The organism is Inquilinus sp. CA228 (genome assembly GCF_052078665.1).
Taxonomy (GTDB): domain Bacteria; phylum Pseudomonadota; class Alphaproteobacteria; order DSM-16000; family Inquilinaceae; genus Inquilinus.
The window spans coordinates 1-12,964 of the sequence record NZ_JBQJIK010000131.1; the positions used below are offsets into that span (position 1 = coordinate 1).

Sequence of the window (12,964 nt, forward strand, 5' to 3'; positions counted from 1 at the left end):
AAACCGCGCCGCCGAGACCCTCCGCCACGCGCACCGCCTCCTCCGGCGTGTACGCCACCCCGCCGCGCGGCACCGGAACGCCATAGCGCCCCAGCAGCCCCTTCGCCTGATATTCGTGGATGTTCATGGACCGTCCGTCCTGGGTGAGAGCGCGGCGCCTGAGGCCGCCCGCGAAACGGGCGGCACAATAGCATCTGAATCTCCCGGGGCAACCGAGTCGCTGCAATGCAGCATGCAGCGGGACGCAAGGCGTTGATAACCGCCGGTTTCGCGCCATCATGGTTGCTGCGGTCCGGAACCGGCGGGAGGGCGCGGCGATGTACAGGCTGTACTGGAACAAGGACACCGGCGCCTTCGCCCCCGACATCGTGCTGCGCCTGGCCGGCGCGCCCTGCGAGCGGATCCGCGTCGACCACAATGCCGGCGGGCACCGCGATCCCGACTATCTGCGCCTGAACCCGATGGGCGAGATCCCGACGCTGGTGTTGCCGGACGGTACGGTGCTGACCGAATCGGCGGCGATGATCCTGCATCTGGTCGATGCCCATCCCGGCACGGGGCTGGCGCCGCCGCCGGGCAGCAGCGACCGCGCCCGGTTCGACCGCTGGCTGCTGTTCATGGCGGTGAACCTGTACGGCGCCGTGCTGCGCCAGGCGCATCCCGAGCGCTACACCGTCGACCCCGCCGGCGCGCCGGGGGTGCAGGAGGCGGCGGACCGCGCCGTCGACCGCTATTGGGCACTGGTCGCCGACGCGCTGATGCCGGGCCCGTTCCTGCTCGGCGAACAGCGGTCTGCGGCCGACCTTTATCTCCTTATGCTGCTGACCTGGTACGACTTCCGCGAGGAGATGACGCCGCTCAGCACGATCTGGGACCGGCTGCTGGCCGATCCCGCGGTGGCGGAGAGCTGGACCCTCTACTTCTCCGGCTGATCCGCTCTGCTGCGCTGCAATATTCGGATATGCGGCGCGGGATTTTGTCTGGCAAATCGCAGAGGCGGTATTGTCGAAGTGAAGGTCTTGAAAGGCTGTTAATGTATAACATCAAGTTATTGACAGACATTCCAAGCAAATTACCCTAAATCTGTAATGTTGACGTCTGTCCCGGCGCTGCCGGACAGTGCTGCGACGTGGGGGAGCTGGCCGGACCGAGGCCATTTGTTTGCGATCCGGGCGGCCACAAGCCCCACCGCAACACAATAGGGGGACCAATCGTGAGACTGCGTCATCTGGCGGCCGCCGCGCTGGCGTCCGCCGTCGCCCTTCCCATGTCTTCCTCCCTGGCCCAGACAGCGCCCACGATCACCAAGGCCTCCGCCAGTTCCTTGGCCCTGGGCAACCCGCTCGGCGACCTGATCACCGCGCTGATGAGCCTCGACCTGCAGCGCGCGGTCACCGTCCCCGGCATCCGCCTGCACCTCGCCGCCCTGCAGCGGATCGCCGACGCCAATGACGGCAACCGCGCCGCCGGCACGTCCGGCAGCGTCGCCACCGTCAACTATCTCAAGCAGCGGCTGCAGCGCGCCGGCTACCGGGTGACGGTGCAGAACTTCGACATCCCGTATTATCTGGAGCTCAGCCCCGGCACCTTCGCCGAGCTGACGCCGACGCCGAAGACCTTTGTCGACCTCACCGATTTCACCACGATGCCGTTCTCGGGCACGGGCGACGTCACCGGCCAGCTGGTGGCGACCAACGACGTCGAGATCCCGCCGGCGCCGGCGCCGAACTCGAGCAGCGGCTGCGAGGCCGCGGACTTCCCGGCCGCGGTGTCCGGCAACATCGCCCTGGTCCAGCGCGGCACCTGCGACTTCAGCGTCAAGGCGGCCAACGCCAAGGCGGCCGGTGCCGTGGGCGTGGTCATCTTCAACGAAGGCCAGCCCGGCCGGACCGACCTGTTCCCGACCGCCGCCATGGATGTGCCGATCGACATCCCGGTGCTGAAGGCCACCTTCGACGTCGGCGCCGACCTCTACGCCCAGACCCAGGCCGGCCCGGTGACGGTGCACATCACCACCGACACGCTGTCCGAGATCCGGCCGACCTCGAACGTCATCGGCGACACCTGGTTCGGCCGGCCCGATACCGTCGTGGTGGTCGGTGCGCATCTCGATTCGGTGCAGGCGGGCCCGGGCATCAACGACAATGGCAGCGGCACCGCCGCCAATCTCGAGGTTGCCGAGCAGCTGGGCCGCCGCCAGCTGCTGCTGCGCAACAAGGTGCGCTTTGCCTTCTTCGGCGCCGAGGAGCTCGGGCTGCTGGGCTCCGAGCACTATGTCGCGTCGCTCAGCGCCGCCGAGAAGGCGAAGATCAAGGCGATGCTGAACTTCGACATGGTCGGATCGCCGAACTACGTGCGCTTCGTCTATGACGGCAACGGCTCCGACACGCCGGATCCGGGGCCGAATGGCTCGGGCCTGATCGAGAACGTGTTCCTGGCCCATTTCGCCAAGAAGAACCTGGCCACCGCCGCCACCGCCTTCGACGGCCGGTCCGACTACGGCCCGTTCATCGACGCCGGCATCCCGGCGGGCGGCCTGTTCAGCGGCGCTGAAGGGATCAAGACCGCGGCCGAGGCGCGGATCTACGGCGGCACCGCCGGCCAGCCCTATGATGCCTGCTATCACGAGGTCTGCGACACCATCGCCAACATCAGCAACCCGGCGCTGGACCAGTTCTCGGACGCCATCGCGAACTCGGTCGTGGTGTTCGCCCAGCGGCGCGACCCGGTGGTCGACCCGGTCGGGCTGGCGGCCTCGGCCGCCAAGCGGGTCGCCCGGACGGCGACGCGCGGCGCGCTCTACAAGGGCCCGCTGATGATCCGCTGACGCGGCGGCAGACGGGATTTTCGGGGTCCGGACGGTCGTGTCCGGACCCCTTTCCGTTCCCGACGCGATCCAGTAATTTGTCAGGCAAAATCTCAAAAGAGTTTGTGCACTGCAAAAGTTGTCAGACTAAATTTTCGGATGCTCAAATTTTGTCAAATATAGATCAAAAACAGATTCAAAATTCCTGTTGACGTCTTTGATAGCGCTGCCGGACAGTGCTGGCCAAGTGGGGGCTGGCCAAACCAGGGCCATTCGATTGCGCTCCGGGCGGCCACAAGCCCCACCGCAAACGACTTGAAGGGGGACCATCGTGAAACTCCGTCATCTGGCGGCCGCCTTGCTGGCGACCGCCATCGCCATGCCTGCGTCCTCGGCCCTGGCCGCCACCACCAACACCGCCCCGTCGGCCGCCGCCCAGCGCAGCCTGATCGGCGACCTGATCACCGGGCTGATCAGCGCCGACCTGCAGCGGGCGGTCACGGTCAGCGGCATCCGCCAGCACCTGACGGCGCTGCAGGCCATCGCCACCGCCAATGGCGGCAACCGCGCCGCCGGCCTGCCGGGCTACAAGGCGTCGGTCGACTATGTGAAGCAGCGGCTGCAGCGGGCCGGCTACCGGGTCACCGTCCAGCCGTTCCCGTTCGACTTCTTCGAGGAGACCGGCACGCCGGAATTCGCGCGGGTGTCGCCGTCGCCGCGGACCTACGCCCACCACACCGACTTCGCCACCACGCTGTTCTCTGCCTCGGGCGAGGTCACCGGCCGGGTGGTGCCGACCAGCAACATCGTCCTGCCGCCGACGCCGGAGCCGAGCTCGGCCAGCGGCTGCGAGGCCGCCGACTATCCGTCGGAGACGGCCGGGGCGATCGCGCTGATCCAGCGCGGCACCTGCACCTTCGCCCAGAAGGCGGAGATGGCGGAGGCGGCCGGCGCCATCGGCGTCATCATCATGAATGAGGGCCAGCCGGGCCGCACCGAGGTGGTCGAAGGCGTGGGCCTCGGCGGGCCCCGGCCCTACCAGGGAGTCTTCACCACCTTCGAGGTCGGCAACGAGCTGTACACCCAGGCCCAGTCCGGCCCGGTCAATGTCCGCATCAAGGTCCAGGCGCTCAACGAGCCGAGGACGACCTGGAACGTGATCGCCGACACCTGGTTCGGCAACCCGAACAAGATCGTCACGGTCGGGGCGCATCTCGATTCGGTGCAGGTCGGCCCGGGCATCAACGACAACGGCAGCGGCACCGCCGCCAATCTCGAGGTCGCCGAGCAGGTGGGCCGCCGCCAGCTGCTGCTGCGCAACAAGGTGCGCTTCGCCTTCTGGGGTGCCGAGGAGCTCGGCCTGCTCGGCTCGACGCACTATGTCGAGACGCTCAGCGACGCCGAGAAGGCCAAGATCCTGCTGAATCTGAACTTCGACATGGTGGCATCGCCGAACTTCGTGCGCTTCGTCTATGACGGCAACGGCTCCGACACGCCGGATCCGGGCCCGAACGGCTCGGGCCTGATCGAGAACGTGTTCCTGGCCCATTTCGCCCGGAAGAACCTGGCCACCGCCCCCACGGCCTTCGACGGCCGGTCCGACTACGGCCCGTTCATCGCCGAGGGCATCCCGGCCGGCGGCCTGTTCAGCGGCGCCGAGAACGTCAAGTCGGAGGCCGAGGCGCGGATCTATGGCGGCACGGCGGGCCAGCCCTACGATGCGTGCTACCACGCGCCCTGCGACGGCATCGCCAACATCAGCAACACCGCGCTGGACCAGTTCAGCGACGCCATCGCGAACTCGGTCATCGTGTTCGCGCAGCGGCGCGACCCGGTGGTCGACACGGCGGAGTTCGCGGCCTCGGCCGCCAAGCGCGCCGCTTCGGCCAAGCGCAGCCCGCTGTTCAAGGGCGCGCTGACCATCCGCTGAGGGCGAGGGTCTGACGATCGGGGGCCGGGCCTTGCGTCCGGCCCCTTTCTTGGACCAGACAGGATGCCGAGCGTCCTCGCGTGCCTCTCCCGCCTGGCGGGAGAGGTCGGGCGTCCGCAGGACGACCGGGTGAGGGCGGGTACCGGCCTCGACAAAGAACCCTCACCCGGAGCCGCTTCGCGTCTCCGACCTCTCCCGCAAGCGGGAGAGGCAAAAACTCGGCGCCCAGCGCGATTTCTCGGGCGTGATCTGACCCAAAACGGCCTGATTCTATCCCAGCGCTCGGCCGGTGTCGGGGTCGAACAGGTGCAGCTGGTCTTCCGGCACGGCGAAGGCCAGGCGGTCGCCGTCGCGCACCGGCACCACGCCGGGCAGCCGGGCCAAGAGGGTCGCGCCGTCGCCCAGTCGGCCATGCAGCACCGTGTCGGCGCCCAGCGCCTCGACCAGCTCGACCGCGACCTCCAGCCGGTGCTCGGGATCGGCCGGGCCGTCCAGCGTCAGATGCTCGGGCCGGATGCCGGCCAGGACGCTGCGCCCGCCCAGCCCCGCCGCCCGCGGCGTGGCGACGCGCTGGCCGCCGGGCAGCACCACGCCGTGGCCGTCCGCCGTCACCGTCGCCGGCAAAAAATTCATCGCCGGCGAGCCGATGAAGCCGGCGACGAAGACCGAGGCCGGCCTCAGATAGATCTCCAGCGGCGGGGCGATCTGCTCGGCCGCGCCGCCATTCATCACCATGATCCGGTCGGCCAGCGTCATCGCCTCGACCTGGTCGTGGGTGACGTACAGGCTGGTGACGCCCAGGCGGGACTGCAGCCGCTTGATCTCGATCCGCATCTGGGTGCGCAGCTTGGCGTCCAGGTTGGACAGCGGCTCGTCGAACAGGAACACGGCGGGCTCGCGCACGATGGCGCGGCCCATGGCGACGCGCTGGCGCTGGCCGCCGGACAGCTGCCGCGGCTTGCGCTCCAGCAGGGCCGACAGCTCCAGCGTCTGCGCCGCCGCGCGCACCCGGCTGTCGATCTCCGCCTTGGACAGGCCCTGGATGCGCAGCCCATACGCCATGTTGTCGTACACCGACATGTGCGGATACAGGGCGTAGTTCTGGAACACCATGGCGATGTTCCGGTCCTTCGGCTCCAGCCGGTTGACCACCCGGCCGCCGATCGCGATCTCGCCGCCGCCGATGCTCTCCAGCCCCGCCACCATCCGCAGCAGGGTCGACTTGCCGCAGCCGGACGGGCCCAGCATGACCAGGAACTCGCCGTCGGCGATGGCGCAGTCGATGCCCTTGATGGTCTCCTGCGCGGTCCCCGGGTAGGTCTTGCGCACGCCGCGGATCTCGACGGTGGCCATCTATTTCTCGCTCTCGATCAGGCCTTTCACGAACCACCTCTGCATCACCAGCACGATCACCACCGGCGGGATGATGGCCAGGATGGTGGTCGCCATCACCAGGTTCCATTCGGTGTCGGCGTCGGCGAAGGAGATCATCTTGCGCAGCGCGATGATGATCGTGTTCATCGAGTTGTCGTTGGTCACCAGGAGCGGCCAGAGATACTGGGTCCAGCCATAGATGAAGGTGATCACGAACAGCGCCGCGATGTTGGTGCGCGACAGCGGCAGCAGGATGTCGCGCAGGAAGCGCAGCGGGCCGGCGCCGTCGATCCGCGCCGCCTCCACCAGCTCGTCCGGCACGGTCAGGAAGAACTGGCGGAACAGGAAGGTGGCGGTGGCCGACGCCATCAGCGGCACGGTCAGCCCGGCATAGCTGTCGATCAGGCCGAGATTCACGATCACCTGGTAGGTCGGCACGATGCGCACCTCGACCGGCAGCATCAGCGTGACGAAGATCATCCAGAAGAACACCAGCCGCAGCGGGAAGCGGAAGAACACGATGGCGTAGGCCGACAGCAGCGAGATCACGATCTTGCCGATGGCGATGGCCAGCGCGACCACCGTGGTGTTCCACAGCACCCGGACCATGTCGACGCCGCCGATCCGGCCCGATCCGCCGAACAGCGCGCCGCCGTAATTGGCCAGGAACTCGCCGCCCGGCACCAGCGGCAGCGGCGGCGACAGGATCGCCCGGGTCGGGTAGGTCGAGGCGATGAAGGTGTAGTAGACCGGGAAGGCGACCAGCACGATCCCGACGATCAGGATGAAATGGGCCAGCAGCGTGCCCAGCGGCCGGTTCTCGATCATGCGTAATGCACCCGGCGCTCGACATAGCGGAACTGGACGAAGGTCAGGCCGATCACCAGCACCGTCAGGATCACCGACTGCGCTGCCGAGACGCCCATCTGCTGGTTGACGAAGCCGTCATTGTAGACCTTGTAGACCAGGATCTCGGTCGACTTGCCCGGGCCGCCGCTGGTCACGGCGTGGATGATGCCGAACGTGTCGAAGAAGGCGTAGACGGTGTTGACCACCAGCAGGAAGAACGACACCGGCGAGATCAGCGGGAAGATGATGGTGCGGAAGCGGTGGGCCGGGCCGGCGCCGTCGATCGCCGCGGCCTCGACCAGGCTCTTCGGGATCGCCTGCAGCCCGGCCAGGAAGAACAGGAAGTTGTAGCTGATCTGCTTCCAGGCGGCCGCGGCCACCACCAGAATCATCGCCTGGCCGCCGTTCAGCAGCGGGTTCCAGTCGAAGCCGGCCTGGCGCAGCAGCACCGCCAGCGTGCCCATCGACGGGTTGAACAGGAACAGCCACAGCATGCCGGCGATGGCCGGGGCGATGGCGTAGGGCGACAGCAGCAGGGTGCGGTACAGGCCCTGGCCGCGCACCACCCGGTCGGCCATCACCGCCAGCAGCAGCGCCACCGCCAGGGCCGAGACCGCGACCGCGACCGAGAACACGACCGTGACCTGCAGCGAGTTCAGATAGGCCGGGTCGGCCAGCACCCGGCCGAAATTATCCAGCCCGACGAAGCGGGTCCGGAGGCCGAACGGATCCTCGCGCAACATCGACTGGCGGATCGCCTGGGCGGCCGGCCAGAAGAAGAACACCAATGTGATCGCGATCTGCGGCGCCACCAGCAGATAGGGCAGGACGGTGTTCGGGAAGATCGCGCGACGGTTCATGCGGAGGGCCTCCGCCCTCCGCCGGGCCATCGGGTGAACTGGACCATCGGTTTCGATCGATCGGCGTTGCCTCTCCCGCTTGCGGGAGAGGTCGGAGACGCGAAGCGGCTCCGGGTGAGGGCCCTTTGTCGAGGCCGGGGCCAACCCTCACCCGGACATCCTGGCGGATGTCCGACCTCTCCCGCCAGGCGGGAGAGGTAACGCGCGGGGTGCGGCGACAGCTTCATTCGGCCGGACGTCGCCCGAGGTTGCCGCACGGACTAAAGGTCCGCGGCTTCCTTGATCGCGGCATTGGCGCGTTCGACCGCCTTGTCGAGCGCGGTCTTGGCGTCCTGCTGGCCGTTCAGCATCAGCTCCAGCTCCTCGTTGATGATGTCGCGGACCTGCGGCAGGTTGATCACCCGCACGCCCTTGGAATTGTCGGTCGGCGCCTTGCCCATCATCTGCAGGATCGGGATCTCGCGGGCCGGGTTCTGGTCGTAGAAGCCGGACTTCTTGGTCTCCTCATAGGCCGCCACGGTGATCGGCAGGTAGCCGGACTTCTGGTGCAGCCGGGCCTGGATCGGGGTCTGCGACAGGAACTCGAAGAACTTGGCCACGCCCTTGTATTCGGCCTCCGGATGGCCGGCCAGGACCCACAGGCTGGCGCCGCCCGGGATGGTGTTCTGCGGCGCGCCGGCGGCCTCGGGATAATAGGGCAGGGTGCCGTTGCCGAAATTGATGCCGGACTTCACCACGTCGCCCAGGCCGCCCGAGGATTCGGTCATCATGGCGCATTCGCCGCTGGTGAACTTGATCTTGGCCTCGGAGGTGCGGCCGCCATAGGAGAACACGCCGGCCTTCTGCAGGTCGGCGATGGTCTGGAAGTGGCGGACATAGAGGTCGCTGTTGATCTGCAGCTGCGGGTCCAGCCCGGCCAGGCCGTTCTGCAGGGTGGCATAGGGCACGTTGTTCCAGGCGGCGAAGTTCTCCTGCTGGATCCAGGTCAGCCAGGTCGAGGTGAAGCCGCAGGGCCAGCCCGCCGCCTTGATCTTCCTGGCCGCGTCGAACAGCTCCGGCCAGGTCTTGGGCGGCGCGTTCTCGTCCAGCCCCGCCTTCTTGAAGGCGTCCTTGTTGTAATAGAGGATCGGCGACGAGCTGTTGTAGGGGAAGGACAGCAACTCGCCATCGGCGGTGCTGTAGTAGCTGACCACGCCGCCGAGATATTGCGACTTGTCGAAGGTGACGCCATCGGCTTGCAGCACCTTGGCCACCGGGACCACGGCGCTCGCGGCCGCCATCATGGTGCCGGTGCCGGCGTCGAACACCTGCAGGATGTGCGGCGGCTGGCCGGCGCGATAGGCGGCGATGCCGGCGTTCAGCGTTTCCGGATAGGTGCCCTTGAACACGGGCACGACCTTGTAGTCGGACTGGCTGTCGTTGAATTCCTTGGCCAGGGTCTCGACCACCTCGTTGTTCGCCCCGGTCATGGCGTGCCACCACTGGATCTCGGTGGCGGCGAAAGCGGGCAGGCTGAGGGTCAGGGCCGCGGCGGCGGCGGCCGTGGCAAGGCGCAGTCTCATGGCGACACTCCCCGTTGGCGTCGGCGCTCTTCGGGCGCCACAGCCCCGCACATTGCCAGCGCGGCGGGGCTTTTGCGACTATTTTCATATCCGCGCATCGGAGCGCGCAAACGCGCGCCGCCGGACCCGTCAGCGCGAAGAGCTCCGGGCCCGCTTCACCGCCTTCTGCCAGCCCTCGTACAGCCGGGACCGGGTGCCGGCCGGCATCGACGGCTCGAACAGCCGGTCGCGCTGCCAGGCCTCGGCCACGCCTTCGACCGAGGGATAGACCCCGGCGGTCAGGCCGGCGAGATAGGCGGCCCCCAGCGCCGTGGTCTCGATCACCTTCGGCCGCTCGACCGGGGTGTCCAGCATGTCGGCCAGCATCTGGCACAGCCAGTCATTCGCCACCATGCCGCCATCGACGCGCAGCGCCTGCGGCCGGGCGCCGCCGTCTGCCGCCATCGCCTCCATCAGGTCGCGGGTCTGGAAGGCCACGGCCTCCAGCGCCGCGCGGGCGATGTGGGCCGAGGTCGAATCGCGGGTCAGCCCCAGGATCGTGCCGCGCGCGTCAGGATCCCAATGCGGCGCGCCGAGGCCGGTGAAGGCCGGCACCAGATAGACCCCGGCGGATTCCTCGACCGACCGGGCCAGGGTCTCGCTCTCGGCCGCGTGTTTGATGATCTTCAGCCCGTCGCGCAGCCACTGGATGGTGGCGCCGGCGCTGAAGATCGCGCCCTCGATGGCATAGGTCGGCTTGCCGTTGACCCGGTAGGCGGTGGTGGTCAGCAGGCGGTGCCGCGAGATCTTCGGCTTGTCGCCGATGTTCAAGAGGGCGAAGCAGCCGGTGCCGTAGGTCGACTTGATCATGCCCGGCTTGAAGCAGGCCTGGCCGAAGGTCGCGGCCTGCTGGTCGCCGGCCATGCCGGTGATCGGGATGGCGGCGCCGAACAGGATCTTGTCGGTGGTGCCGAAATGATGCGCGTTGTCGTGCACCTCCGGCAGGATCGCGCGCGGCACCCGGAACAGGGCCAGCAGCTCGTCGTCCCAGGTCTGGGTCCGGATGTTGAACAGCATGGTGCGGCTGGCATTGGTGGCGTCGGTCGCATGCACCCTTCCGCCGGTCAGCCGCCACAGCAGGAAGCTGTCGACCGTGCCGAAGGCCAGCTCCCCGGCCTCGGCCCGGCGCCTTGCGTCCGGGACGTTGTCCAGCAGCCAGGTCAGCTTGGTGGCGGAGAAGTAGGAATCGATGATCAGGCCGGTCTTGGCCTGCACCGCGGTCTCGTGCCCGGCGGCGGCCAGCTGGCGGCAGAAGGCGGCGGCGCGCCGGTCCTGCCAGACGATGGCGTAGTGCAGCGCCCGGCCGGTCTGGCGGTCCCACAGCACCGTGGTCTCGCGCTGGTTGGTGATGCCGATGGCGGCGATGTGGTCGGCGGTCAGCCGGGCCCGGGCGATGGCGTCGCGGCAGGCCGAGAGGGTGTCGGCCCAGATCCCCTCCGGGTCGTGTTCGACCCAGCCATCGGCCGGGTAGATCTGGCGCAGCTCGCGCTGCGCGCTGGCCGCCGGCCGGCCCTGCGGGTCGAACACGATCGCCCGGGTCGACGTCGTCCCCTGGTCGATCGCCAGGACATATGTGCGTCGCCGCATCTTGCCTTCCCCTGTCCCGACCATGTTCGCAAAGCACTATCCGAAGCGCGTTTGCGAACGTCAATGCAACACCGCCACCCCAGGCGACGGGGGAATCAGTCCTCCGCCACCTCCAGCGCCGCCGCGTCCGGCGCGTCGACCACCGCCCGGCACAGGCCGCGTGCGAAGCCGGCCCGGGCCAGCACCGCCAGGTCGCGCATCCGGTGCGCGGCCCGGTCGGAATCGGCCCGGAACGGCCCCAGCCGGCGCCGGCGCGCCAGCCGGATCGCCGCCGCCTGGTCCGGATCCGACCCGGGCGCGCCGCCATACAGGGACAGGGCGTCGGCCGCAACTGTCTCGTCGATGCCGGCCTCGCGCAGCTTGACCCGGATCGCCCGGGTCGACCGGCCGCGCCGGGCCAGGCCGGCGACCCGCATCTCGGCGAATTGCGCGTCGTCCAGCAGCTTCGACTTGGCCATGCGGTCCAGCAGGGCCGCGATCCGCGCCTCCACCGCCTCGACATCGACCTCGGCCCCGGCCTGCCGGGCGCGCCGGATCCGGCGCTGCAGCACCCGGCGCAGCTGGCCGGTCGAGGCGGCGTAGCGGCCGAGATAGTCCAGCGCCGCCCGCTCCAGTGCGGCATCGTCGAGCGCGGGCGGGCGGCGGGGCGGTCGGTCCATGCGCGACACTGCCGTGTCGGGGGCCGCGCTGCCAAGGGCGGTGTGGGCCGACCGCGACCAATCCAGGGACGACAGAGCCGATGTGCCGGCGAATTGCGGCCGAGCGATCCGGTTGGCGTCCGACGAGCTGTGGTGCGATGATGCGAAAAAAGCTGCAGCGCGGGCTGCCGGGAGGGGATTCACGATGTATTCCGGAGGGCGGGACGCCGGCCCGGCGATCGGACCGGTGGACGGGCATCAGCATTGGCTGGGCTCGGGCGCCGAGCGGATCTTCATGTGGGAGAAACGGGCCAGAACTCCTTTGTCCAGGGGGCTGGTTCTTCTGGTTCATGGATCCAGCGCCTGCGCCCGGCCGACATTCGATCTGCAAGTCCCCGCACGGCCGGACGCATCGATGATGAACTGGCTCGCCTGCAGCGGATTTGATGTCTGGTGCTTCGATTGCCGTGGCTACGGCAAATCCTACAAGGGCCTCGAAGTGGCCGCGACATGTTCGGATGGTGCGGATGACGCGGCGGCTGTCAGCCAGTACATCATGGACCTGCGTCGGCTTGACCGGCTCTTTGTCTATGGCACGTCATCGGGTGCGCTGCGGGCGTCGATTTTCGCGAGCCGGTTCCCGGAACGTGTCGGCCGCCTTGCGGTTGACGGAATGGTCTGGACCGGCCGGGGCAGCCGAACGCTTGAGGAGCGGCGGCAGAAACTTGCCCAATGGAAGGCATCGACGCGCAGGCCGGTCGATCCGGCCTTCATCCGCAGCATTGTCACACGCGACCTGGTGCCATCGGCCGATCCGCAGCTGGTCGACTGTTTCGCCGAGCAGGCTCTCGAGAATGACGATGTGGTTCCGACCGGCACATACATCGACATGTGCGAGAATCTCCCTGTGGTCGATCCGCAGGCCATTCTCGCGCCGACGCTGATCCTGCGCGGGGAGTTCGACGGCGTCGGCACGTTGGAGGACGACCTCGCATTTTTCGCGGCGCTCAAGACTGCGTCCAAGCAGATCCATGTCATGGCAGGCATGGCGCATGCGACGAATCTGCAGAAGAACTTCTTCACGTCCTATCAGAGGGTCGAACAGTTCTTTTCGCAGTCCGAGACTGCTCCGCTCGAGCGGGCATGACGGGCCGACCCGGCCTGTAATGCAGTTCGTCACGGCCGGAGCCCAAAGAGTCTGTTTTGAAAATCAGGGATGAGTGTTTCGTCGGATGAGAATTCCGCCCATGGCGACGAGGATCATCGCGTGCGAGACGTCGATGCGCTTTTCGTAGTCGCGGACGAGGCGGCGCCATCTG

11 protein-coding genes and 1 pseudogene are annotated in these 12,964 nt (G+C 68.1%); 4 read left to right on the forward strand and 8 right to left on the reverse strand.

Translation table 11 applies throughout. The annotated features are described in order from the left end of the window. On the reverse strand, positions 1-127 hold a 127-nt coding region (locus tag ACTOWL_RS36460), incomplete at its 3' end, for an ATP-grasp domain-containing protein (RefSeq protein ID WP_441326222.1). A gap of 190 nt (positions 128-317) precedes the next feature. On the opposite strand from ACTOWL_RS36460, the gene ACTOWL_RS36465 reads away from it, so the two are divergent. The 3 genes from ACTOWL_RS36465 (at position 318) to ACTOWL_RS36475 (ending at position 4,736) form a co-directional block, all read left to right on the forward strand. Beyond that, the gene (locus ACTOWL_RS36465) at positions 318-932 is read left to right on the forward strand and encodes a glutathione S-transferase family protein (RefSeq protein WP_441326212.1); all 615 of its coding nucleotides are present in this window, start codon (positions 318-320) and stop codon (positions 930-932) included. Between the two features lie 281 nt (positions 933-1,213). Beyond that, positions 1,214-2,827, forward strand: coding sequence for a M20/M25/M40 family metallo-hydrolase (locus tag ACTOWL_RS36470; protein WP_441326213.1), 1,614 nt, complete (start codon positions 1,214-1,216; stop codon positions 2,825-2,827). A gap of 310 nt (positions 2,828-3,137) precedes the next feature. Further along, entirely contained in the window at positions 3,138-4,736 is a 1,599-nt protein-coding gene (locus ACTOWL_RS36475; protein WP_441326214.1) for a M28 family metallopeptidase, read from the forward strand. Between the two features lie 270 nt (positions 4,737-5,006). On the opposite strand, the gene ugpC is transcribed toward ACTOWL_RS36475, so the two are convergent. The 6 genes from ugpC to ACTOWL_RS36505 all read right to left on the reverse strand — a co-directional run bounded on the left by ugpC (position 5,007) and on the right by ACTOWL_RS36505 (position 11,666). After that, complete coding sequence (gene ugpC, locus ACTOWL_RS36480; RefSeq protein ID WP_441326215.1) at positions 5,007-6,089, reverse strand: sn-glycerol-3-phosphate ABC transporter ATP-binding protein UgpC; 1,083 nt, start codon at positions 6,087-6,089, stop codon at positions 5,007-5,009. Beyond that, positions 6,090-6,938, reverse strand: a complete 849-nt coding sequence (gene ugpE, locus ACTOWL_RS36485; RefSeq protein WP_441326216.1) for a sn-glycerol-3-phosphate ABC transporter permease UgpE — start codon at positions 6,936-6,938, stop codon at positions 6,090-6,092. After that, positions 6,935-7,819, reverse strand: coding sequence for a sn-glycerol-3-phosphate ABC transporter permease UgpA (gene ugpA / locus ACTOWL_RS36490; RefSeq protein WP_441326217.1), 885 nt, complete (start codon positions 7,817-7,819; stop codon positions 6,935-6,937). Before ugpA ends, ugpE begins: the two co-directional genes overlap by 4 nt. Positions 7,820-8,079: 260 nt before the next feature. Further along, positions 8,080-9,381: a sn-glycerol-3-phosphate ABC transporter substrate-binding protein UgpB gene (gene ugpB, locus ACTOWL_RS36495; RefSeq protein ID WP_441326218.1), complete on the reverse strand. Its 1,302-nt coding sequence runs from the start codon at positions 9,379-9,381 to the stop codon at positions 8,080-8,082. Positions 9,382-9,510: 129 nt separating this feature from the next. Further along, on the reverse strand, positions 9,511-11,007 hold the full coding sequence (gene glpK, locus ACTOWL_RS36500) for a glycerol kinase GlpK (RefSeq protein ID WP_441326219.1): 1,497 nt from the start codon (positions 11,005-11,007) through the stop codon (positions 9,511-9,513). 95 nt (positions 11,008-11,102) lie between these two features. After that, positions 11,103-11,666 (reverse strand): RecX family transcriptional regulator, encoded by a 564-nt coding sequence (locus ACTOWL_RS36505; RefSeq protein WP_441326220.1) that lies wholly within the window; start codon positions 11,664-11,666, stop codon positions 11,103-11,105. Between ACTOWL_RS36505 and ACTOWL_RS36510 the strand changes: the two genes are divergently transcribed. Then, positions 11,665-12,792: an alpha/beta fold hydrolase gene (locus tag ACTOWL_RS36510; RefSeq protein WP_441326221.1), complete on the forward strand. Its 1,128-nt coding sequence runs from the start codon at positions 11,665-11,667 to the stop codon at positions 12,790-12,792. The genes ACTOWL_RS36505 and ACTOWL_RS36510 overlap by 2 nt on opposite strands. Positions 12,793-12,855: 63 nt before the next feature. On the opposite strand, the pseudogene ACTOWL_RS36515 reads toward ACTOWL_RS36510, so the two are convergent. Next, positions 12,856-12,964, reverse strand: a pseudogene (locus tag ACTOWL_RS36515) (IS5/IS1182 family transposase); the annotation flags it as partial.

What these genes read in the sequence shown, in the direction of transcription:
- ACTOWL_RS36465 (WP_441326212.1), top strand. Translation starts at nt 318, where the DNA reads ATGTACAGGCTGTACTGGAACAAGGACACCGGCGCCTTCGCCCCCGAC.
- ugpC (WP_441326215.1), bottom strand. Translation starts at nt 6,089, where the DNA reads ATGGCCACCGTCGAGATCCGCGGCGTGCGCAAGACCTACCCGGGGACC.
- ugpE (WP_441326216.1), bottom strand. Translation starts at nt 6,938, where the DNA reads ATGATCGAGAACCGGCCGCTGGGCACGCTGCTGGCCCATTTCATCCTG.
- ugpA (WP_441326217.1), bottom strand. Translation starts at nt 7,819, where the DNA reads ATGAACCGTCGCGCGATCTTCCCGAACACCGTCCTGCCCTATCTGCTG.
- ugpB (WP_441326218.1), bottom strand. Translation starts at nt 9,381, where the DNA reads ATGAGACTGCGCCTTGCCACGGCCGCCGCCGCCGCGGCCCTGACCCTC.
- glpK (WP_441326219.1), bottom strand. Translation starts at nt 11,007, where the DNA reads ATGCGGCGACGCACATATGTCCTGGCGATCGACCAGGGGACGACGTCG.
- ACTOWL_RS36510 (WP_441326221.1), top strand. Translation starts at nt 11,665, where the DNA reads ATGCGCGACACTGCCGTGTCGGGGGCCGCGCTGCCAAGGGCGGTGTGG.
- ACTOWL_RS36505 (WP_441326220.1), bottom strand. Translation starts at nt 11,666, where the DNA reads ATGGACCGACCGCCCCGCCGCCCGCCCGCGCTCGACGATGCCGCACTG.